Origin of the sequence: Yersinia mollaretii ATCC 43969 (assembly GCF_013282725.1) — a bacterium.
GTDB lineage: Bacteria > Pseudomonadota > Gammaproteobacteria > Enterobacterales > Enterobacteriaceae > Yersinia > Yersinia mollaretii.
Window position 1 is genome coordinate 1,680,809 of the sequence record NZ_CP054043.1, and the last position, 21,918, is coordinate 1,702,726.

Sequence of the window (21,918 nt, forward strand, 5' to 3'; positions counted from 1 at the left end):
TCAACAATTTTATTATCATTTTTCAGGATCTTTACCCAAGCGTAATGCAGCACGGCGTTTTAATAGGCCATACATACTCAAACCAATAATGACGGAAATTAGCAGGGCGAGGAGTGCCAGAATTATAATATGCTGGCTGGCATACCAAACAATCATTTGATACCAAGGTAATTCCCCCCGAGGGAACTGCTCCCCGACGCTAAAACTGCGCACCCCATTTTCATTGGTAATAATGGCTAAATCACCCCGGACCCCAGCATTAACGGTGGATGATTTCAAATCGCCATGAATATTGGCTAATTGGTCATCACCCGTGGCGGTTGCCATTACCACGACTTTCTGTGGATTCCAGCTAGAGCGGAAACTCAGGAAACCCCGCCAATTATCAGTGGAGGAGAGGTAGCGGTCGGCTTCAACTTGCTGACGGAACCAAAAGCCGGTGAGGTAATCCATGACTTTTTCCACGGCTGACGGCTCTTTTACCGACAACGCTCCATTATCCAGACTGAATGATGTTCCGGTTAATAACGTCTGGGCGAAATTAGCCTTATCTAGCACCGAGACCACCAAAATATCATTTTCGGTAAAGAGCGGATCGCTGGAGGCATTATCTGGCACGCCCAGCTTGACGTTGACATGGATAATGGGTTTACCGGTTGAATTACCTGCGCGGGCAGCCAAATCCAGTAAAGTACGCACTTCAGTTTTACTCGGTTTTTCCGGCAATATAATTAAGGTTTGCGAGAAATCAGCCAAGCGGGTGAAAGGGAAGGATGCGCCGACAAAATATGAGAGATTCGGTAACAAGGTAAAGTGATGGGTGTGGCTCAAATCGATATAAGAATCTGGTTCAATTCGGCTTTTAATATTGTTGTTATTTAATAAATTGCACGGGGTGCCCGCTTTCGGGTTAATTGCGAAATAGAACTCCAGTTGGTTATCGCCATAAATCAAATAAGGGGATAGCCGTAGAGTGTAACTCTCCTGACGGGTATCACCGCCTACTGCCCGCCACAAGGATTCAACCAGCCCCTTCTTATTGACCGGCAAGTTATACAAAAACGTATCGTTAATAGACACGTTAAGCTGGGAGGTATTCTCATCAATCCAATTTTCAATGGGGAAGCGGTAGCCAATATGGATTGGAATGGTTTCGCCATCCCACATAAAGAGATCGGGTGCTGCGCGGAAACCCACACGAATGCCATCATGGTATATGCCATTGGCGGTCAGATCGTCGAGGCTGGGCACTAATGATTTCAGTAATACCGGATGTTCCGTATTAATCCAGCGTGGGGCGTCATAGGCTAGACTTTTCGGAATAGATTGCGGTTTAACATCCAGACTACTGACATCCTGTGGGAGTGCCGCTGATGTTAAACGCCATACAGCCTGTCGTAACTCTTCATCATTACGGCCAATGACCAAGAGTAATTTAGCCACCGGATTTTGCGGGTTATCAATTAATTGCAGACTCGGACCATTGCTGGGCGGCAAGACCAAATCCCCAATATGCTCGCCCGGCTTGCCAAATAGAATCCCATTCCCCTCAGGTAATGAATCAAATTGCACTGGGAAATCAATATCACGGTAATTGGCTTGATAACCAAACCAAGAGGCAACCCCTGCTGCAGCGGCAATCACATCAGCACGGATATTGGCTGGGAATGCCATCACCACTTTGGTCTCTTTCATCTGCATGATGTCAAAGAAGGGGCGGGGGAATATCCCCAGATTCTTACCAAGATTAAGTTGCTGCCCCTCTAAATGAATACTGGAGGTCGGTAAAATACTTACCCAGAACTTATTCAATTGGTCGGTTTCGCACTGCAACGCACTGTTGTCGCCAGTAATGCTCATGCTCAAATTATTCGTAGCAACCACCATCGCGGCGGGAACATCAACTTGATATATCGCGCTTTTATCGCTTGTTTGATTCAGTGGTATCGCACCTAAAGGTTGCCCGTTTAGCATTAACTGCAAACTGTAATTTTTGCTCGCTAATTCCGGCGATATTTTGAGTGCTAGTGATAACTTGGCGTTAGTAATCACCAAGTCATTTGGCAAAGTGAAAACAATACCGGATTGCAACTGACCCCCACTTAATAGCAGCCCGTTGGGTTGCCCCATATCCTTCACGGTAATATTGGTATTCACGATGGCATTATATGAAACCGGGCGCGTCACCAGAGTGGCATGATCCGTATTTGGCGCGATCGGCACTTCGGGTAATAGGCGATCTTCCGGTGCACTCACGGCCGCAGGATAATTCTCTGACGGAGGCACCCTCTCCTCTGAAACTGGGCTATCACTTTGTGGACGAGGTAATAAAGGGAAATCACCTTCAGTTGCCGCATCTGAAGTTTGTTGTTCTTGTCCTGCCCCCGAATGTGTGTCGGCAGCCAACCCACTGACAGGAATAAAAATCAGAGAATAAGAGGCCATCACAGTGGCAAACCAAACTGACGGCAATAGTTTGCTCAATGTTACCTTCATGCCTCATTTCCTTTTTCCAGCAGAACACGATTTTTCTTCTTGGCCCGGCGCTCTTTCCAAGGCAAATAAAAGAGTTCGAATGCGCAACGGGCAATACTACCCAATGAATGTAATGGCCGATCTTGAGGATGGGGATCAGTAATCCATGCATCAGCCCGCGCCAATACAATACGAACTAGCTCGCGGCGCTTATCCAACGGGATCTCACCAAACATCAAACGGACAGCCTCTGGCTCCACGTTAATCAACTTAACGGGCAGGCTGACGGCACCTCGGTGTAATAGTAATTCCACCTCTTCGATTCCTTCCGTCGGGTAATTATCTTTGGTAATTGCCAAACGAACGCCACCCATTGAAAGGTCGAGAGTGTGAGTACGCAGTGATATTCCATTGTCATAATGAATAATGGCGGGAACTTGAACATCAATCCGGATCGTTTTACGTGTCTGCCGCGTCTCTCTCGCGACAGAAATAGCAGCCAGTAAGATGATAACGCTGAAAGTGGCCCACGCCACGTTGAGTGCAATAACATTAGGATTAACGCCAAAGTAATCTGGCATTGCGACCCTAATTAAGCCCCATACAATACCCAGAAACATCAGAACGACCGCAATAATATGTGGGCGGACGATATTAAAATCGAAAAAGCTTTTATCGAGGAGATCGCCTTTATCTGTAACGTTAAATTTGCCACGTTTAGGTGAAATCATCGTGACAATGGTTGGAATAACCAAATGGAATGCCATCACCGTTTCGTAAACCTCACCCCAGAAGGAGTAGCGGAAACGGCCGTTACTGCGAGAGTTGATGGCAAGAGACATAATTAAGTGAGGCAGAACGTAAGCGAATATCAACTCTGCTGACGAGGCAATAATGCTCTGGTTAAAGAGCAGATAGCCGAGTGGGGCGAGTAAAAATATGACCCGTGGCAAACCAAATTGGTAATAGATCATGGCGTTGAGGTAGCACAATCTCTGAGGAAGAGAGAGTCCGCGACCTAGCAGGGGATTATCAACCCGGAAAATTTGTGTCATCCCCCGCGCCCAACGAGTTCGTTGGATGACATGCAGTGCTAGACGCTCAGTGGCTAAACCGGCGGCCAATGGGATAGCAATAAAAGCAGAGTTCCAGCCTAAACGCTGTAATTTCAAGGCAGTATGTGAATCTTCAGTCACCGTTTCTACCGCAAAACCGCCAATTTCATCCAAGGCACTGCGGCGAATGACCGCGCACGAGCCACAGAAAAATGCGGCATTCCAGTTATCATTTCCTTGCTGAATAGGGCCATAGAAGAGTGCGCCCTCGTTAGGCACATTACGACCCGTTGATAAATTACGCTCAAATGGATCGGGAGAATAAAAGTAGTGCGGTGTTTGTATCAGCGCGAGGCGTTTGTCAGCCAGAAAACTGCCTACTGTTGCTTGCAAAAAGCCTCGCGTGGCAACATGGTCGCAGTCGAAAACACAGATTAACTCACCGTGGGTAATTTTCATCGCATGATTAAGATTACCTGCTTTGGCATGGCGGTTATCATTACGCGTGATATAACCGACCCCAACATCCGCCGCAAATACGGCGAACTCAGTGCGTTTCCCATCATCCAAGACATATATTTTTAATTTTTCTTTCGGATAATCAATGCACTGAGCTGCAAGAATAGTGTCTCGGACCACATCAAGACTTTCATTATAGGTTGGGATATAAACATCAACGGTTGGCCATAAACTCGTATCTTCGGGAAGGGGTTCAATTGATCTTTTGAGTGGCCAGATTGTCTGCAAATAGCTAAGTGAGAGGATCACCCAAATATAGAGTTCAGCCGTGTAAAGCAGAATACCCAATATGGTTTCGGTCACTGAGCCAAAATGAAGGGTCTCAGTCGTCCGCCAATAGATATATCGAGATGACATCAAGAATGACAATACAGTCATCACAATGGTGACTTTCCTGCTTTTGCTTAAGCCAAGCAAAAAGAAAGCTGCAATGCTGAATATCCCAAAGATATACTGTTTATTACTGTCCATCGGAGTAACGATAACCAATATAGCAATCGGGAATAACAGTAATAACAGAAGATAAAAATGAATTTTCTTCATATTGAATTCAACCGCTAATTGTATAAGTCATGTTTAGGTGTCGAGTAAACTTCACCCCCACCGATTGTTATTCCCAAAATGGCAGCAATTTTTTTGCTAATAAGCTCAATATCAAATGCTGCCGCTGACACGGGACTGAAATCAATAATAGAACGTTGAGAAGCATTGGCTTCCGGGACACACTCATCCCGATGGATCATCCCTAATAACTTATCGCCCAAGCGCTGCTCAAAAAATTGCGATACATCATGGTTAATTTGGCGACGATTATCACTTTGGTTAACCACAAAATAGGTGCCTACTTTATTATCTAGCGGTGCGCCAATGAGTTTGCCTTTCTCCACCTGAGGTAGCAGCGATAAAGAGGCGGTGTCGGCTAGCATCACAACCAAATGCATATCGGCAATGCCCTGCATGGCTTTTAATGCTGGGCTGGGTCCCGGCGGAAAATCTGCAATGACCACTAATCCGGGATAATTCAAAACTGAATGCAACCCGCGTTGTAAAAAATGCGGGTCAGAAATTAATTCGTGTTCAAACGCCAGCCGCTTAGCTTCGTCAACATCACCATAAGGCAACACAAAAGTATTGGTGCCAGCCTTAAGAATAAATTGGCTCCAGTCGGAGGCATGGTCTGATTCAGAGACATAACCGCGCTCATCTGATAACGGCACACCAAAATGCAGGCGCAGCGCATTTTGTACATCAAAATCAATGACTAAAACTTTGCTACCACTGCGAGCCAGTGAGTGTGCCAAATTGGCGGCAAAAGTTGTTTTACCTACACCACCTTTCGGTGAACATATACAAACTAACGGCATAAGGCGATGCTCTCTAGCAGAGATTGTAAAGGAATATCCCGTGAGGACTCGGCAAAATCAGCCTGATGCGGTTGAGGCCATTTTGGCGAGAAAATATGTTTAAATTCAGTCTTATGATCTGAATCTAACTTATCAGATGATGAGGATAAAATTCGGGTAGCTGGTTTTGATTCAGCCATAGGCTGAATGACGGTTGAATGCCCAGAATGTGACTCAGGCGCTGGTGTGATCGGCGCAGGGAAAAGCGACTGCATGATGGCAGGGCGCGCGGTTGTTCTGGGATTCTGTAACACGTCATTATTGACCGACCGCGATCCACTCATCTTTTGTAGCGCGTCAGGTTCGGCAAACTCAGAGGCTGAAATAGGCTGAGGTGTCGGTTGTGTTGTCCGACCATTTTCTAGCAGTGAATTGTTCTCTTGCGATGACATCTGTTTTATTAATGCCCATGCAGATCCACTTTTTTGGCTTTCACTCTCAGATATTTCTTTATAATTAATGTCTTGCATATCTATTTTATCTTTAAACTGCTTAATATCATCATATTTATTCATCAGTACGCACCACTTTTGATACAAGACGTTTAAAATAAGTTAGGCCATAGCCTATTTTTCTGAGGTTTGCCTAGTAAAAATCTCATACAAACAATAATAGTTCCATAGCTTTATGATTATAATCTGATTAATACACTGTAATGCCATAAATATAGGGCGATATCACAAATTTTTTAGCATAACGTCAGATAAACTGGATTAACATTTTTTTCGGCGGATCGTGGTTTTTCTGCTCGCGATGCACAGTGGCGGTGCTAGTCGGCATAGGCATCAGAAAGCAAAAAACCAGCGGTTAGGCTGGTTTAAGGTTATTGGCAAAGTGCCAGCGGCAGAGTTGAACGTCGCTGGCGGCAGTTCCGCAGGGGAAGTGTCCCGCTTGTAGAGCGAATAACCGAACCAAAGACTCGGGTCAACGTCAGGCGATCATTGCTCTTCCTTATCGAGTACTTATCCTGAAAACAGTGCAATGAATATTTATTTGTAAATACTGATTAACTTCTCATGTATCAACTATTACTCTTATTTCTAATTTTCACTTTTCTATCAATTCTCTCCCCAGAAATCTTGTCATAATATCTCGAAGGCCATATTTCCGATGGATGTATACTTAAAAACTCTGCAATTATATATTCGCCTTTAGGCCATGGTCTTGTTAATGCATTTGCAAGAGTACATGAACTTAAACCAGAGTTTCGCGAAACAGCGGAGAGAGTAGATCCTTTTTTTCGGATCGCCGCTATTATATCTGAAGGATGCCAGTCCGGTATTTTATTAATCATAGTATTCCCTTTGATGTGATTTATACATGAATGCTATACAAGCATTAACAAACAACATCATAATACAATGTTGTTTTATGAGCTTATTCTAAATATTATACAGATACGGATAAGCAATAGATGGACACTAAAGTACAATATAGGACTGTACCTTAGAATGGATAATTAACTTTAAATAATAGTAAAGTGAAAATGTCAGATTGATTGTTAAACTTCTCCTATGTCAGACCTATGCATATTTAACTGTGCTATTATTATAAATAATTTGGTGGGCATGTTTTTAAAGAATGCAGAGATAATAGGATGAACATACATTTATTATAATAATCGGAGCAATAAATTAGTCTGTTATTGTTATTTTTAGGGGGGTGAAATAATTACATTCCATATACTGCAATATGAATGAAAAATTTTTATTAAGGAGGATGAAAATTGGCTAGGTTATTTTTCAATAACGAATTAATCAATACTACTATAAAGAAGCAACTTGAACAAAAACTTGAAAAGTATAGGGATATAAAGTATGCATATGCAATAATGAATAAAAAGAACCCATCTGATTTTGTGGTTATTTCCAATTGGAAGAAATGGTTTGAATTTTATACACAAAACAATTTCCAGTTTACAGACCCTGTTCTTCTCATGGCCGCACATCGAATTATGCCATTCTCTTGGGATGAGAATATTATACTTAAGTTTCCAAGGTTATTCGATATGGCAAAAGAGTATAATATGATTAATGGATATACCTTTGTCCTACACGATCAACATTCAAATTTGGTCGTTCTCTCTCTTAGTGCTGATAAAAATATAGATGTTGAGGAGATAATTGGTGATGATAAAGGTAATATTCAGTTGCTATTGATGATCACGCACGAAAAAATGACTTCACTTTATAAAGATCTGAATAGTAAGAACAACTATTATAAAATGAATGGAAATGAAATTTTTTCAAACCGTGAAAATGAAATTATTTACTGGGCGAGTGTGGGTAAATCCTATCAAGAAATAGCGCTTATTTTAGGAGTAAAACTAACCACAATAAAAAATCATATGGGGAAAGTAGTTAGAAAGTTAGGAGTAACTAATGCCAAGCATGCTATAAGTATTGCAGTTGAGCTACAACTGATTAGAACGGTTATTCCTAATATATAGAGGTGGCAGCCCAATTAAGCCTATCTTTAAATACATTTTTCCTAAGTAGAAACAATTCACTAGCGAGACCGTCGGTTAAGATTTTATAACTAACGTCAAATATTTCCATATTTTTATACATTCCATAGCTAAATTAATGTGAGGCCAAGTATTAAAAAATGCGAAGAGTCGCCTCAAGTCTTAATATATAAAACTCAATAAGTATAATCTTAACCGTATCCATAATAGGTTATACTAACTGAGACTAAAGATCCACCTTGGCTCACAAAGGATGAATTGCAAAATAAATATACCCACTCCCTATGTCCGTATGTGCTATATAAACACGTAGCGGTTATATGTTGCATTACACAAATTTAATTCTCGTTTTTTCTTTATAATGGACGAATAAATAGAATAATTCACAAAACGACCTGCTATTTAGGGGAGTAAACTTAGCATTCATCAGAACTTTTTTAGGAATATCAAAACAGATAGTTAATTTTTTACTAGGGGAAAACGCCTATAGGCTAGGTATTGACCTTATTGGCAGGAGGTAAACGGTGGAAGGTCCGAATGCCGTTGCTCTCTACACGCTACGATCCATTAATGCCGGAAAATTAGGGGAAACACTTTCATGCTTCCTCTTGTTGTAACTGAATGGAAAATATCCCACAAATGAAATGAATTTAACCTACATACTATTGATGGGTGAAACTATATTGTAAGGATGGTTATGTCTCAGTTATTTTATTATTAACTATAAATAACTATTTTTAAGGCTATAAATATTCTGGTGCTGACACTTATTTCTTCGTGTGAGTCGATATGGTATCCCACTTTTAAGATGTTTAAAGTATTTTTAATAAAAGGTCATTTTATGAAAAGGAATATTCATCCGCCCTATCTGTTCGCCATTTTGTTTCCCGTAATACTTATCTCGCCAGCCCTAGCAGAAACACCTTTCAAACCAGAACGAATTAGTGTTGAAAAAGAGCTTAGGTCAGGACCAAGTCTGTTTGTTATAGATCAAAGCTGGAGCGGCACGAGTAGCATTACTGTACTGTCTGCGGATGATTTGAAAACAAAAGGTAGTATTTCCACTGGCCTTATCGCACAGTTCCTTTTGTCAAAGAACAACAAGCAACTCTATACCGCCTCGGTATACCCGAAGCGCATTGTTTGGGGGCCAGTAGAAGCCGTCGTCCAGCAATTCGATGTGAAAACTCTGTCATTAACCAAAGAAATACCAACGTCACCGAAGATGGCGCAAGTATCGGCCAGTATTAATAGCTTCAGGTTATCGGCTAATGAAAAATATGCTTTTGTGCAAAATGCTACCCCCGCAGCCTCCGTCAATGTCATCGACATCACCAGCGGTAATACGTTGTTGGAAATTCCAACGCCTGGATGCTGGGGTATCTATCCTTCTGCTGATGATAATCGCTTCAGCGCGTTATGCGGTGATGGCACTGTTGCCAGCTATCAAATCGCTACCGACCAGAAAGATTATAAAGTAACCAAAAGCGACACTATTTTTGACGCGGATAAAGACCCGTTGTTTATCAGCTCACAGCGGGATGGCGATACGCTGATATTTACCTCTTTCAACGGCAATATGTATCTGCTGAATGACAAAGAGATAAAAGTGACACTGACCGATAAGTTCAGTTACACCAAAGGAATTAAAAGCCATTGGGTACCAACGGGCTTTGAAATTCTTGCCTTCAATAAGCCCAATAATCTGATGTTCATCACTATGTCCCCAAATGGTAAGGAAGGTAGCCATAAATATGGCGCAAAAGAGATCTGGGGAATTGATATGGCCAGCCGCAAGGTAATTACCCGTGTGAAAACTGTCGATACTATTTCGTTGGCCGTTTCACAAACCCAAAAACCAGAACTATTCGCACTGAGCGGAGGGGAGGGCGGCTCTGGCGGCACGGTGCTGAAATATATTTTCATCGGTCCTCAATTTACAGGGAAGGTCGTAGGAAAAGCAGCCAGATTAGGGACATTCAACCAATTTCTGATGGTGGATTATTAGTATGGCTTCCCAACTAATGGCGCTATGTCACTTTATGCTAATAACATTCATCGCTCTGTTATTTATTCAAACCGCCTTGCATAAAGGAAGTGATGTACGTCGTTTTTCAGGTTATGTGGCGAATTATCATCATTTGCTACAGCCATTCAGCCTGCCGCTCGCTTATCTGCTACTGACATTGGAAATAGCTGCTACCGCGCTGGCAATATTCCCCGCAACATCAGTATTTGGGCAAAGTCTATTCCTCATGCTTTTGGCACTGTACACCTTGATGATGATACTTGGTGTTATCGGTGGTAAACGCGCTATTGACTGCGGTTGCAGTGGCACCCCGATTATGGTGTCGCCGCAAACCGTGGTGCGCAACCTTTGCCTGATCATGCTGTGTGTGCTGATGATCGTGCTACCAGCAGTACCTATCAGCCAACCAACACTGACCGCCGCGATTATTGCCGGCTTCATATTGTGGATGGGATACCTCCTTACCGAACAGTTAATGCGTAATAGCGATCTGATAAATCGTTTCAGATATTCGCTTCATGATCAGGAGGCGCGATGAATACCGTAATTATTTTTGTTCTTGGAATACTTTCCGTTTTAGTTCTCTTATTAATTGTTGCTTTTATTGCCTTATCACGTCAGGTGGGGGTGCTCTTTGAGCGTATTACTCCTGTAGGAGCAATGCTAAATAATAATGGTCCTAAGACCGGTGAAATAACGTCAATTTACCGATTACTTTCGCTGAATAACGGTGAGATAACTATTGGGGGCCAGAAAAATAAGCATCAGTTGGTGCTGTTCATTTCCCCCACCTGCCCGATTTGCAAAGTGTTGTATCCCGTCATTGGCAGTATCAAAAAATCCGAATCGAAATGGCTTGATATTGTGCTGGCCAGCGACGGTGATGAACAGCAGCATCGTGCGTTTATCGAACAACAGCAGTTGGGTGATATTCCCTATGTATTATCACCGGAGTTGGGAATAGCTTGGCAGGTTGCCAAATTACCGTTCGCGGTATTGCTGGACGAGCAGGGAAAAATTATCTCAAAAGGACTGATTAATAATCGGGAACAATTAGAAAGTTTATTCAACGCCAAAGAAACCGGCTTCGCTTCCCTGCAAGACTATGCGCAAAAAGGCGCGCTCAACGTCAATCATTAACGATATTGGAGAACCACGATGAAATTACTTTCACAATTTTTTAGTTTATTGGACAAACTATCGGAAAGAAGTGTACGCCATTCCGCGCGCCATATTGGTCGCCGCCATTTTTTGACTAAAACCGGTGCTTTTCTCGTCGGCGCGGGCGTATTACCGCTACTGCCCTTCGATCGTTCGTCAGGATCAGCGTTTGCCGCCGGTAAACCAGCAGATGTAAATGAATGCAACTACTGGCGCTACTGCGCACTGGACGGCAACCTTTGTTCCTCTTCTGGTGGCAGCATTACGACTTGTCCGGTCGGCACTGAAACGTCCAAAACATCCTGGGTCGGTACTTGCCGTAACCCGCATGACAACAAAAATTATCTGGTCTCGTATAACGACTGTTGTGGCAAGACAACGGTAGCAAACTCTGTGAACTGCTTTAACAATCAAGGAGAGCGCCCTGGCTACCGTATGGGATTGCATAATGATATCAACTGGTGCATGGCGAATACCAATAAAGGCTACCACTGCACAGTTGCAACATTAGTGGGAATCGCTAATGAGTAAAAAAATGCGGCTCTCAGCGATAGCCTGTCTTCTGGTGGTAACGTGCTATGCCTTGCCAGCCAGTGCGTTTGATGGGCATGACAAGTTTGTCGCTAACTGTTCAGGGTGTCACGGTGAGAATGCAAAAGGCATTGAGGGTATGGCGCCATCACTCTATAACCCTGAACTGTGGGCCAAATTGGGAGACAAGCGTAATGACTATATTGCTGGTGTGCTCACCAGCGGGTTAAGCGGTACGCTAAAAACCAGTAACAGCAGCTTTGATGGCATGGTGATGCCACCACAGGACTTTATTGACACCGCGGATCTGGTGGCGATCACCCATTATATCCTCAATGAGATAAATCATGTAGAGGGTGGGCCGGGGCCGGATGCCGTGCTGATCGATAAGCTGAAAAGCGCCCCGAAATCTCACAAGGATTTACAGGCATTGCGTAATGGGGACTAAAAGATGGCGATCGGATTATTCAATGTGAACGCGCTACGAATCATTTTTACGCTTGTGTTGTTCTCCTGCCCGTTATGCCATGCCCTGGGTAATACGCCCGAACAGAATTATATCCTGAAGTGCTCTGGTTGCCATGATATGGACGGTTCAGGCTCAGTGGCGGGGGGAATCCCCCCTCTGCCGGGTTATCTAGGAGCATTTGTCAACGATGCGGATGGTCGTTTGTATCTGATGCATGTCCCTGGCATTGTCGCCTCTGGGTTAGACGATCAGCAAATCGCACAGCTAATGAATTTTCTCAATCAAAAGTGGGGTGATGTGCAGCAAGGTTCTCCTTTCACTGACGCAGAGGTAAAGCAATTACGCGCCATGCCTATGACAGATGTAGTGAAGTTACGCCGTCAGATTGTGCAACGCTTTCTCAGAGAAGGTATTGCGACCGGTGATTACCCTTGGCCCTGAATGTAACCAAATAATATATAGGTACTGTCATGGAAAGACGCCAATTCTTTAAATATTCTCTGTCCTCTCTGATGCTAGGAGGCTTGGTTAATCAGGTTCAGGGTGCAGATGCTCCGCATATTGACACGCCCGATGCCGACCTGTTGCCTGAAAATGCCCTAATAGCAGACCAGCCGCTTAAAATATTGGCGAAGCTGGCTAATGAGTCAACCAACAAAGGTGAATTTATCGCGGTGCTGACCGCCGAAGAGTGCCTCGTTCAACTGACGCACAATACCGCCCCCACCATTTGCTATGCCTATAATCAGCAGGTACCCGGCCCGCTGATAGAGCTAGAGGCCGGCATGAAAGTGCGGATAACCTTTGTCAATAACCTCAAAGTACCCAGCACTATTCACTGGCATGGACTACCGGTGCCACCCAATCAGGATGGGGGGCCGGACGATCCGGTCGCGCCGGGCACCACCAAAGTCTATGAGTTTCAATTACCGGACTCACTCTCCGGCACCTATTGGTATCACCCACACCCGCTTAAGGGTACGGCGGAGCAGTTCGCAAAGGGGCTGGCAGGGCCGATGGTTATCCGTCATCCGCAGGAGTCTCTGGGCGACTTACCGGAAACCCATTGGGTAGTCAACGATCTGCGGCTGGATAGTACCGGCAAGGTGCCGCCGCATACATACGCAGACTGGGTTGATGGCCGTGAAGGCGAGTTTGTGCTGCTTAACGGCCAGTACAAACCGCACATGACCCTGACCAGCCAGCAGCGGATTCGTATCTGGAATATGTGCAGTGCGCGCTACCTCAATCTCTCACTGCCGGGTTGCCAGTTGATACAGGTTGGTTCAGATGGTGGGCTGATGGAAAAGGCGTTGGCATCACAACACGACATACTGCTGTCACCCGGTGAACGTATGGAGGTGTTGGTCACCGGCGAAAGCGGTGAGTACGGCATTAATCTGCTGCCTTACAATCGCCATCCAATGATAAGCAAACCGCCGGAAACCGCACAGATAATCGCCAATGTCAGTTTCAAAAAAGAGGTTTCACCTACCGTAATCGGTATTGCATTACGGGCGATTGAGCCACTACTGGAGGGGACTAATGTGCTGCGTGCCATTATGAGCGAGAAAATGGCGGACATTATGAAAAATAAAGGGGGTATTCCACCACGCGCATTTCTTATCAACGGTAAAGACTTTGAGCTTACACGTATGGATCTGTACAGTCAGGTGGGTAAAGTGGATCACTGGCAGATTATTAATGCTACGACGATGGATCACCCATTCCATATACATGGTGGGCAGTTTCAGATAGTGCAACGAGTCTATCGTGGCCAGAAAACATTATCGGAGTGCCTTGCCTGGAAAGATACAGTCAATGTACGTCCCGGTGAGATCGTTCATTTGCTGATGCTACAGGATAAGCCGGGAATGCGTATGTTCCACTGCCACATTATTGAACACGAAGAACTGGGCATGATGGGGAATTTGATGGTGGTATAAGCCAAGTAAATCGCTGTCCATGGTCTGGTGAAGTGAGTCGATTAATTGTACTGAACTGGCGACAGGTCAAAGGATTGCGAGTGAATATGTAAGTTATAAGGTTAATGTATGTAAGATTATTCATTTTGTTATTTGACAGCAATACTCATTTAACTTGTTTTTTGGCACTTATTAATCCAATAAGTAATAAAAATAATTACAAACATAAGCATTATGAAATATTTATCATGTCTTATATTAAAGTGAACTTTAAGGTTTTAGGGGGTTTTATTTTTAATTAATAGATTTGGATTATAGGTTAAATGGAAATTACCTACAGTGTTGCGATGCTAAAAAATTAGGGGCGGTCGCGACCTTTCTAGCAGAATATACCTTAGCCTACTGGTATCGTTTTATTTCTCATTATTAGTTTAAGAAAATCTAACCAGTTGCCTGGTCAGATTTACCGCTATACTCGTTGGCCCTCGGTGCGATTAATTTGATAGTGCGTGTTGCGGGTGTACTCCTAGCCATCCAGGAGATGGTTCGCCTTTTACTTCTCCGAGATATAAACCAATTTGCGTACGGAAACGCTCCACAGCAGCACGGTCATTCATAAAGGCTTCAAAGGCTTTATGGCTGGTATTTTTGTATTCCCATATCGGTTTATATCCCTCGGGTGGTGTAACATCGGTACGTACAGACCACATGTACCATACTTCTTTCTGCGTTTTTTTGTCCAACAGCCAGTTTAGATAAAGTTTGGCTGCTTCTGGATGCTTGGCCTTTTTGAAAATGGCAGCCCGCTGTGCCCACGAAATAAAGGGATCATGCTCTGGCAAAATAAATCGTGAACGGGCCTTAGCATCAGGGACCAATGCCCCATCAGTCGAAAAGGTCGCCACAGCCTTACCACTTTCAACATCATCTGCTGGAGCTTGAGTTCCACGAACGTAGATAGGATTTTGCATGTTGAATTTTGCTACATAGTCCCAGCCATAGTGCTCTACTGCCTGTTTGAACCAAAAAAGAACGGCATCATCGTCATTAGGATAGGTGACTACAATTCTTCCTTTTAGCTCTGGGCGTAGATAATCTTTCATTTCGCGCGGCCAGTCTTTTTGTGCCAACAGCGTTGTGTTAACAACATTACTGAAAGCATCTACAAATACACCTGTCCAGGCTCCATCTTTATCGCGAAAATCCGGCCAAATCTTATCCCAACCCACCGGTTTGTAATTGAGTAATAGGCCATCCTGCTTCCAACGTGGATAATCTTGCAGTGTTTGTAATTGTGCGATATCGGGTATTAGCGAGTCCGTTGCCAGTTGATTATCAATACGAGCGTCATGGAACTTACTGTAGTCAACGATAACGTCCAGCTTCATCCCAGGGAATCGGTCTTCAAATGCCTTTTTAATTCCATTTTGCTGCGTTGACGTGTCTCCACCTGCGTAGACAATAACGGTACCTCCTTCATCTAGCGCGCTTCGATACAGTTCATCCAGAGAACGCGTTTCTTGCACTGCCGTTGCCTGCGTGGAAAACGAGATCATCGTCGACATAACCACACAACATGCAGTCGCTGCTTTTATCTTGTTATTCAATAAGTTCATAATGTGCCTTGATTGTATTTTTATCCATTTATTATTGTTGGATGAGGGGCTATAAAACACATACAATGCCATCCGTTATGGCATTTACCTCCGGATGAAGAAGATAGAGTCAGTAGAGATTCGCTATATTTATGTCATTATGGCATGTACAAGTCTCCACAAAATAAAAAACAGATATACCGTAAAAATAACGAACCAACTCTTATCAGAGTCTCTATTGCTTTTATATAAAGATAGAAGATAAGACCAAACTTATAAATTAACTACCACCACACTCTACTTGAAATATAGTGATAACATCACGTAATTATTTTAAGGTAATAAGAGACTACCATCAATTATTAAAACATTGTGCTTAACTTAGTAAAATATACAAACCACCCATAACAAAAATAGCTACAATGCAACACATTGTTTTTATTTTACTTTTATAGCTTTACGCATGAAAATAACGATAATTACTGAAAACCAAAAACTATCGGCGTATCGCCTTTAAGCAAGACGCATTCCGTTACAGAATAAAGTAAATAGAAATGTTTAATTATTGATATTTGTATGACATTTTATTTTTGATGTTTATAGAACATTTAATGGCTAAATCATTTTATTTTTCATAAAAACTATTTAGTATTGTACGTCTAATTAAAAATGCAACTTTAAAGCTATGTTCTGATTAATAAGAAACCATGCCTGAAAATATCGCTGATACATTTCGTAAGTCCTATCGCTGCTAATAACTAGTAGCTTAATATTATCCCACAAAAAATGAAAAACAATGACAACAAATATTGACGTACCACACACGGCAACGCCCGACTCAAGCTTGAGTTGGAAACATTTTCCAGCGGGTAAAGATGGCTTCTATCGCTCTCCGGTTTTGATAACTGGTGCCAGAGAAGCAGTGCTCATTGATGGCGGTTTTACTTTATCTGATGGCAGGTATTTACTTGAAGCTATCAAGGAAACAGGGAAAAAGTTGACGACTATCTACATTAGCCAAAGCGATCCAGACTATTACTTCAGCCTTGCCCCCATCAAAACCGCATTTCCAGATGTACGCGTTATCGCTGCACCAGAAACCATCGACGCTATCAAAAAAAGTGTTGATAAAAAAATTGAGGCTTGGGGAACTCAGCTTAAGGATAACGGACCTCAATCCTTTGCTGATATTGTTATGCCAGAACCATTTGATGACCCAGAGATAAATCTGGAGGGCCATTCTCTCAAGATTATCAATGCCGTAGGTCTTGCCAATCGCCGTTACATCTGGGTTCCTGCTTTGAGTGCTATTTTCGGTGGCGTGTTACTGTTTTCTGGCACGCATGTCTGGACTGCTGACACCGTAGGTGCTGAAGCCCGTGCTTGTTGGCTAAAAAATCTAGAGTCGATGGCATCATACAAACCCACTGTTGTCATCGCTGGGCATATGGAACCAGAGGCAGCTATTGATAATTCGGCGATAATTTATACTCGGGACTATTTACTGGCCTTCGAAGATGAACTTGCAAGGGCCAGTGATAGCGTAGAACTTATCATAGCAATGACACGCCGATATCCCGATGCTGGGATGGAGATTGCACTGAAAATTGGTGCAAAAGTTGCTAAAGGCGAAATGAGTTGGGGGTAAGAGCACTGATCCTTTTATAGATGACGCGCAGGTGATCCATAAGGTCCACTTTTTAAACTGTGGCCGTTGTGTTTACCGTGACATCTTGGGCCTCAACGGCAGTAAGGCGACGGCCCCGTAGGGGTGAGTCCTGCTTGCAGGGCGAATAATCGAACGGCGTTCGATGGAGAGTCCAGACGCCAGAAAGCAAAAAACCAGCCGTTAAGCTGGTTTCTTTAAATATGGTGCCCGGACTCGGAATCGAACCAAGGACACGGGGATTTTCAATCCCCTGCTCTACCGACTGAGCTATCCGGGCAACGGGGCGCATTAAACCGTATTGGCCGCTGATCGTCAACGAATTTATCGCTTAAAACCGTTAAAACTGTGCTGATCGCTCTCTTTTCAGGCAAGAACAGGTGAAATCCACCTAAATTGCCCTCAAATTCTATTTGAAGTCGTTAGCTCAATGCGCCATTTTTACGGCATTGGGCGACATCCAATACATCTTCTGCCAGCTGTTTAGCAACGTCAACATCTTGTAGTTGGCGCTTGACCAGTAGTTTGCTCAGGCAACCTTCCAGAATCAGCTCCATCTGTTGTGCGACCATGCCCGCATCATCGGCATCCATTTCACGCAACAGCTCTTGCGTATAGAACAGCGATGCTTGTTTTTGCTGTTCTGCCAACTGGTGAATCGGGTGTTGATCATCGGGATAGAAACTGCACGCAGCAATAAACAGACAGCCGGGATAGCGCTGATTCTGTACTTGTTCACTGAGCGTCTGATAGCGTGCTAACAGTTTTTGCTTCGGTGATAGGGTTTCGTCTAGCTGCAACTGACGCCGCCAAGTATCTATTTGCTGGCCATGGTAGCGCAGGCAGTCATACAGCAGAGCCTCGCGATCGGGCCAAAAACGGGTTAGGTCACTGACTTCAACCGAGACCTCTTTTGCCAGCATCTCCAGAGTGGTATTTGCCAGTCCTTGTTGCTCTAACAGATTGAGCGCACTGCTTAATACTTGTTCACGTTGCACGTTGCTCTCCTCCAACTTCGTCTCTGGCAAGTGTGGTTTACCTTGGCCTATTGCGCAAATAGTGCCAGCGGCAGAGAGTTCAAAACGGATTAACACTCTCCACCTGCCGACTCTGTACCTTATCACTACTGTGGCGAGATCTGGCGAACTCTTTAGTGGCTTATCGATAGCATCCTAATCGTTAGGTGATTTTCCGTGCCCAGAGTCTGTGAAGCAGTCCGCATTGTATTGTGCATCTGCCTATAAGCATTCGCGAATAACTTATTATTCCTGTTCTTTTGCCCGATGGTTTATTGGAACGTGGTTTCTATAATGATTACCGTGAATTGTAGCGATACTGAATCGTACAGAAACAGGCACAAAATTAAGCCACAAAATGCTGCGGTGTGTGCTGGCAACCTGAATTGCATAACGTCCTGCATCGAGCCTTCGTTCAGACCGGGCGTTCTATCATAAGGATCGAAAATGAGTCTCCCAAATTATCCTAATCAGTTCCGCCGCAACCTACAGCAAGGGCAAACCCTGATTGGCTGCTGGAGTGCGCTGGCAAATCATATCTCAGCGGAAGTTCTGGGTCTGGCGGGGTTTGATTGGTTGGTATTGGATGGTGAACACGCCCCGAATGATGTCACGACATTTATTCCGCAGCTTATGGCACTGACAGGCAGCGGCAGCGCTCCCGTGGTGCGCGCCCCTTGCAATGAGCCAGTTATTATTAAGCGCTTATTGGATATCGGTTTCTACAACTTCCTGATTCCTTTTGTTGAGAGTGAAGAGGAGGCTATCCGAGCAGTGGCCTCAACCCGCTATCCGCCCGCAGGGATTCGCGGGGTTTCCGTTTCCCATCGTGGCAACCATTACGGCACTGTGCCGGACTACTTCGCCACCATCAACGACAACATTACTGTGCTGGTGCAAATCGAAAGTCAGCAAGGGGTCGATAATCTGGATGCTATCGCCGCCGTCGAGGGGGTGGATGGCATATTTGTCGGGCCGGGGGATCTCTCCGCTGCGCTGGGTTATTTGGGGCAGCCAAACCATCCCGAAGTACAAAAAGTGATTCGCCATATTTTTGACCGCGCCAAAGCGCAGGGTAAGCCGAGTGGCATTCTGGCCCCCGTTGATGCTGATGCCCGCCGCTATCTGGAGTGGGGTGCCACCTTTGTGGCCGTCGGCAGTGATTTGGGGGTATTCCGCAGTGCAACTCAGGCGCTGTGCGACAAATTTAAGAAATAGTAGTGATTAAGAAATAGCAGTGAGTCTGTTTCAAGCATTCAGCGCTGCCGTATTGACGGCCTTGCGACTTAATTGAGGAGTGACAAATGAAAATCGGCTTTATTGGTTTAGGGATTATGGGAAAGCCAATGAGTAAAAATCTGCTGAAAGCAGGTTACTCATTAATGGTCCTTGATCGGAATGCTGCGGCACTGGATGAGCTGCTCAGTGCTGGCGCGACAGCGGCTGCCACCCCAAAAGCGCTGGCAGCAGAGTGCGACATTATTATCACTATGTTGCCTAACTCACCCCATGTGAAAGAGGTGGTGTTAGGTGAGAACGGCGTGATTGAAGGGGCAAAACCGGGGGCTGTGCTGATTGATATGAGCTCGATTGCCCCTTTAGTCAGCCGTGAAATCAGTGAAGCACTGGCGGTAAAACAGGTCGCCATGTTAGATGCGCCGGTCAGTGGTGGCGAGCCAAAAGCCATTGATGGCACCTTGTCCGTGATGGTCGGTGGTGATAAAGCGGTGTTCGATAAGTGCTTCGACATTATGAAAGCCATGGGGGGTTCCGTGGTGCATACCGGAGATATCGGTGCTGGTAATGTGACCAAACTGGCTAATCAGGTGGTGGTGGCGCTGAATATTGCGGCGATGTCTGAAGCGCTGGTCTTGGCGACCAAAGCGGGCGTGAATCCTGATCTGGTGTTCCAAGCCATTCGTGGTGGGCTGGCGGGCAGTACTGTACTGGAAGCCAAAGCGCCCATGGTGATGGATCGTAACTTCAAACCGGGCTTCCGCATTGATTTACATATTAAAGATTTGGCTAATGCTCTCGACACCTCCCACGGTGTGGGGGCGCAATTGCCACTGACTGCGGCCGTCATGGAGATGATGCAGGCGCTGAAAGCGGATGGATTGGGTGATGCCGACCACAGCGCGTTGGCCTGCTATTACGAGAAATTGGCCAAAGTTGAAGTGGCACGTTAATTGTTGAAGTGACACGTTAATCAGTGGCGTCGGCACTCTCGGGTGCTGACCATTGAGTAGCAAAGCTATACTGATAAGCATCCCGATATCCTGAGCGGCTGGTTGATAAAGTCGGAGCCTGCGTGACGTCGGATAGCTCATGAGATTGAATCATTTATGAAAATAGTCATCGCCCCGGACTCTTATAAAGAAAGTTTATCCGCGCTAGAGGTTGCGGTGCAGATTGAAGCGGGTTTTCGCACTCAGTTTCCTGATGCGCACTATATCAAGTTGCCGGTTGCTGATGGTGGCGAAGGCACAGTAGAAGCCATGGTCGCAGCAACCGCAGGTCGGATTATCAAGGTCGATGTGACCGGCCCGTTAGGGGATAACGTCGATGCTTTTTACGGGATCTCTGGTGATGAGAAGTGCGCCTTTATTGAAATGGCGGCCGCCAGCGGGCTAGAGCTTGTGCCGCTGGCGCAGCGCAATCCACTGAAAACCACCTCCTATGGCACGGGTGAACTGATTTTGCATGCGCTGAATCAGGGGGTGAAACATATCATTATCGGTATCGGTGGCAGTGCAACCAATGATGGCGGTGCGGGTATGGTACAGGCGTTGGGGGTTAAGTTGCTGAATAAGCAGGGCCAGCCGCTGGGGTTGGGGGGCGAGAAACTGGCTGATCTGGATGTGATTGATATCACCGCTCTCGACTCCCGAATTCAGCAGTGCCAAATTGATGTCGCCTGTGATGTCACCAATCCACTGACCGGCCGTGAAGGGGCCTCGGCAGTTTTCGGGCCGCAAAAAGGCGCGACACCTGACATGATCGCTCAACTGGATGAGGGGCTATCGCACTATGCTGGCGTGATTAAACGCTATCTGGATATTGACGTTGATCAGGTCGAAGGGGCGGGGGCGGCAGGAGGGTTAGGTGCGGGACTGCTCGCATTTTGTGGGGCGACCTTAAGCCCCGGCATTGATATTGTGACGGATGCACTCGGTCTGGACGCACTGGTGCGGGACGCCACTTTTGTGATTACTGGCGAAGGGCGCATCGACAGCCAAACCATTCACGGCAAGGTCCCTATTGGGGTCGCCAGAGTGGCTAAACGTTATAACAAGCCAGTGATTGGGATTGCCGGGAGCCTGACAGACGATGTGGATGTGGTCTATGAGCATGGTCTGGATGCGGTATTTAGTGTGATTTACAGTATTTGCACCTTAGAGCAGGCGCTAGATAATGCCGCCGATAATGTGTTCAGAACCGCACGGAACATCGCCGCGACACTGGCGATAGGTATAGCGGCGGGCAAAGCCTAATTTTTGGGAGGTCAGGGCTAACGATGAATTGGCCCTGATCTCCTGACTGGCAGCCCACATTTCTCGCAACACCCCGCCTGCATTCGCCATTTTTGTGACCCTCACCGCAACTC

At 45.1% G+C, this 21,918-nt stretch carries 19 protein-coding genes and 1 tRNA gene; 12 read left to right on the top strand and 8 right to left on the bottom strand.

Annotation, left to right across the window (positions count from 1 at the left end; all coding sequences use genetic code 11):
- Positions 1 to 15 precede the first annotated feature (15 nt).
- The 5 genes from bcsB to HRD69_RS07485 form a co-directional block, all read right to left on the bottom strand.
- Positions 16 to 2,496 (bottom strand): cellulose biosynthesis cyclic di-GMP-binding regulatory protein BcsB, encoded by a 2,481-nt coding sequence (gene bcsB / locus HRD69_RS07465; protein WP_071984816.1) that lies wholly within the window; start codon positions 2,494 to 2,496, stop codon positions 16 to 18.
- Positions 2,493 to 4,592: a UDP-forming cellulose synthase catalytic subunit gene (gene bcsA / locus HRD69_RS07470; protein WP_004873980.1), complete on the bottom strand. Its 2,100-nt coding sequence runs from the start codon at positions 4,590 to 4,592 to the stop codon at positions 2,493 to 2,495. Before bcsA ends, bcsB begins: the two co-directional genes overlap by 4 nt.
- A 14-nt stretch (positions 4,593 to 4,606) precedes the next feature.
- Complete coding sequence (gene bcsQ / locus HRD69_RS07475) at positions 4,607 to 5,413, bottom strand: cellulose biosynthesis protein BcsQ (RefSeq protein WP_032813289.1); 807 nt, start codon at positions 5,411 to 5,413, stop codon at positions 4,607 to 4,609.
- A complete protein-coding gene (gene bcsO, locus HRD69_RS07480; RefSeq protein ID WP_004873978.1) occupies positions 5,404 to 5,967 on the bottom strand; it encodes a cellulose biosynthesis protein BcsO in 564 nt (187 codons plus the stop codon). Before bcsO ends, bcsQ begins: the two co-directional genes overlap by 10 nt.
- A gap of 506 nt (positions 5,968 to 6,473) precedes the next feature.
- Complete coding sequence (locus HRD69_RS07485) at positions 6,474 to 6,746, bottom strand: helix-turn-helix domain-containing protein (protein WP_032813288.1); 273 nt, start codon at positions 6,744 to 6,746, stop codon at positions 6,474 to 6,476.
- Between the two features lie 432 nt (positions 6,747 to 7,178).
- Here HRD69_RS07485 and HRD69_RS07490 point away from each other — a divergent pair, with 432 nt between their 5' ends.
- The 8 genes from HRD69_RS07490 to HRD69_RS07530 all read left to right on the top strand — a co-directional run bounded on the left by HRD69_RS07490 (position 7,179) and on the right by HRD69_RS07530 (position 14,055).
- Positions 7,179 to 7,901 (top strand): helix-turn-helix transcriptional regulator, encoded by a 723-nt coding sequence (locus HRD69_RS07490; RefSeq protein ID WP_004873976.1) that lies wholly within the window; start codon positions 7,179 to 7,181, stop codon positions 7,899 to 7,901.
- Positions 7,902 to 8,760: 859 nt separating this feature from the next.
- Positions 8,761 to 9,927 carry an amine dehydrogenase large subunit gene (locus HRD69_RS07500; RefSeq protein WP_080544985.1) on the top strand — a complete coding sequence of 389 codons (1,167 nt, stop codon included), beginning with the start codon at positions 8,761 to 8,763 and terminating at the stop codon, positions 9,925 to 9,927.
- Between the two features lies 1 nt (position 9,928).
- Positions 9,929 to 10,486, top strand: coding sequence for a MauE/DoxX family redox-associated membrane protein (locus tag HRD69_RS07505; RefSeq protein WP_204365650.1), 558 nt, complete (start codon positions 9,929 to 9,931; stop codon positions 10,484 to 10,486).
- Positions 10,483 to 11,088 (top strand): thioredoxin domain-containing protein, encoded by a 606-nt coding sequence (locus HRD69_RS07510; RefSeq protein WP_032813287.1) that lies wholly within the window; start codon positions 10,483 to 10,485, stop codon positions 11,086 to 11,088. Before HRD69_RS07505 ends, HRD69_RS07510 begins: the two co-directional genes overlap by 4 nt.
- Positions 11,089 to 11,106: 18 nt before the next feature.
- Positions 11,107 to 11,640, top strand: coding sequence for a methylamine dehydrogenase light chain (locus tag HRD69_RS07515; protein ID WP_004873972.1), 534 nt, complete (start codon positions 11,107 to 11,109; stop codon positions 11,638 to 11,640).
- Complete coding sequence (locus HRD69_RS07520) at positions 11,633 to 12,088, top strand: c-type cytochrome (RefSeq protein ID WP_198431991.1); 456 nt, start codon at positions 11,633 to 11,635, stop codon at positions 12,086 to 12,088. Before HRD69_RS07515 ends, HRD69_RS07520 begins: the two co-directional genes overlap by 8 nt.
- A gap of 3 nt (positions 12,089 to 12,091) precedes the next feature.
- On the top strand, positions 12,092 to 12,550 hold the full coding sequence (locus tag HRD69_RS20500; RefSeq protein WP_198431990.1) for a c-type cytochrome: 459 nt from the start codon (positions 12,092 to 12,094) through the stop codon (positions 12,548 to 12,550).
- A 29-nt stretch (positions 12,551 to 12,579) separates the two neighbouring features.
- Positions 12,580 to 14,055, top strand: a complete 1,476-nt coding sequence (locus tag HRD69_RS07530) for a multicopper oxidase family protein (protein ID WP_032813285.1) — start codon at positions 12,580 to 12,582, stop codon at positions 14,053 to 14,055.
- Positions 14,056 to 14,528: 473 nt separating this feature from the next.
- Here HRD69_RS07530 and HRD69_RS07535 read toward each other — a convergent pair whose 3' ends face one another.
- Positions 14,529 to 15,599 carry an ABC transporter substrate-binding protein gene (locus tag HRD69_RS07535; RefSeq protein WP_244262982.1) on the bottom strand — a complete coding sequence of 357 codons (1,071 nt, stop codon included), beginning with the start codon at positions 15,597 to 15,599 and terminating at the stop codon, positions 14,529 to 14,531.
- A gap of 826 nt (positions 15,600 to 16,425) precedes the next feature.
- Here HRD69_RS07535 and HRD69_RS07540 point away from each other — a divergent pair.
- Entirely contained in the window at positions 16,426 to 17,277 is an 852-nt protein-coding gene (locus tag HRD69_RS07540; RefSeq protein ID WP_050413171.1) for an MBL fold metallo-hydrolase, read from the top strand.
- 222 nt (positions 17,278 to 17,499) lie between these two features.
- On the opposite strand, the gene HRD69_RS07545 is transcribed toward HRD69_RS07540, so the two are convergent.
- Together HRD69_RS07545 and HRD69_RS07550 are read right to left on the bottom strand one after the other, a co-directional pair.
- Positions 17,500 to 17,575: transfer RNA gene (locus tag HRD69_RS07545), tRNA-Phe, on the bottom strand.
- A 142-nt stretch (positions 17,576 to 17,717) separates the two neighbouring features.
- Entirely contained in the window at positions 17,718 to 18,293 is a 576-nt protein-coding gene (locus HRD69_RS07550; RefSeq protein WP_032813283.1) for a transcriptional regulator, read from the bottom strand.
- A 465-nt stretch (positions 18,294 to 18,758) separates the two neighbouring features.
- Here HRD69_RS07550 and garL point away from each other — a divergent pair, with 465 nt between their 5' ends.
- The 3 genes from garL (at position 18,759) to HRD69_RS07565 (ending at position 21,805) form a co-directional block, all read left to right on the top strand.
- Positions 18,759 to 19,529: a 2-dehydro-3-deoxyglucarate aldolase gene (gene garL, locus HRD69_RS07555; protein ID WP_004873963.1), complete on the top strand. Its 771-nt coding sequence runs from the start codon at positions 18,759 to 18,761 to the stop codon at positions 19,527 to 19,529.
- Between the two features lie 86 nt (positions 19,530 to 19,615).
- Complete coding sequence (gene garR, locus HRD69_RS07560; protein WP_004873962.1) at positions 19,616 to 20,500, top strand: 2-hydroxy-3-oxopropionate reductase; 885 nt, start codon at positions 19,616 to 19,618, stop codon at positions 20,498 to 20,500.
- Between the two features lie 156 nt (positions 20,501 to 20,656).
- Positions 20,657 to 21,805: a glycerate kinase gene (locus tag HRD69_RS07565; RefSeq protein ID WP_004873961.1), complete on the top strand. Its 1,149-nt coding sequence runs from the start codon at positions 20,657 to 20,659 to the stop codon at positions 21,803 to 21,805.
- Positions 21,806 to 21,918 lie beyond the last annotated feature (113 nt).

What these genes read in the sequence shown, in the direction of transcription:
- HRD69_RS07540 (WP_050413171.1), top strand. Translation starts at nt 16,426, where the DNA reads ATGACAACAAATATTGACGTACCACACACGGCAACGCCCGACTCAAGC.
- HRD69_RS07515 (WP_004873972.1), top strand. Translation starts at nt 11,107, where the DNA reads ATGAAATTACTTTCACAATTTTTTAGTTTATTGGACAAACTATCGGAA.
- bcsA (WP_004873980.1), bottom strand. Translation starts at nt 4,592, where the DNA reads ATGAAGAAAATTCATTTTTATCTTCTGTTATTACTGTTATTCCCGATT.
- HRD69_RS07530 (WP_032813285.1), top strand. Translation starts at nt 12,580, where the DNA reads ATGGAAAGACGCCAATTCTTTAAATATTCTCTGTCCTCTCTGATGCTA.
- HRD69_RS07485 (WP_032813288.1), bottom strand. Translation starts at nt 6,746, where the DNA reads ATGATTAATAAAATACCGGACTGGCATCCTTCAGATATAATAGCGGCG.
- bcsO (WP_004873978.1), bottom strand. Translation starts at nt 5,967, where the DNA reads ATGAATAAATATGATGATATTAAGCAGTTTAAAGATAAAATAGATATG.
- HRD69_RS07565 (WP_004873961.1), top strand. Translation starts at nt 20,657, where the DNA reads ATGAAAATAGTCATCGCCCCGGACTCTTATAAAGAAAGTTTATCCGCG.
- HRD69_RS07510 (WP_032813287.1), top strand. Translation starts at nt 10,483, where the DNA reads ATGAATACCGTAATTATTTTTGTTCTTGGAATACTTTCCGTTTTAGTT.
- HRD69_RS20500 (WP_198431990.1), top strand. Translation starts at nt 12,092, where the DNA reads ATGGCGATCGGATTATTCAATGTGAACGCGCTACGAATCATTTTTACG.
- HRD69_RS07505 (WP_204365650.1), top strand. Translation starts at nt 9,929, where the DNA reads ATGGCTTCCCAACTAATGGCGCTATGTCACTTTATGCTAATAACATTC.
- bcsQ (WP_032813289.1), bottom strand. Translation starts at nt 5,413, where the DNA reads ATGCCGTTAGTTTGTATATGTTCACCGAAAGGTGGTGTAGGTAAAACA.
- HRD69_RS07500 (WP_080544985.1), top strand. Translation starts at nt 8,761, where the DNA reads ATGAAAAGGAATATTCATCCGCCCTATCTGTTCGCCATTTTGTTTCCC.
- garR (WP_004873962.1), top strand. Translation starts at nt 19,616, where the DNA reads ATGAAAATCGGCTTTATTGGTTTAGGGATTATGGGAAAGCCAATGAGT.
- HRD69_RS07535 (WP_244262982.1), bottom strand. Translation starts at nt 15,599, where the DNA reads ATGTCGACGATGATCTCGTTTTCCACGCAGGCAACGGCAGTGCAAGAA.
- HRD69_RS07520 (WP_198431991.1), top strand. Translation starts at nt 11,633, where the DNA reads ATGAGTAAAAAAATGCGGCTCTCAGCGATAGCCTGTCTTCTGGTGGTA.
- garL (WP_004873963.1), top strand. Translation starts at nt 18,759, where the DNA reads ATGAGTCTCCCAAATTATCCTAATCAGTTCCGCCGCAACCTACAGCAA.
- bcsB (WP_071984816.1), bottom strand. Translation starts at nt 2,496, where the DNA reads ATGAAGGTAACATTGAGCAAACTATTGCCGTCAGTTTGGTTTGCCACT.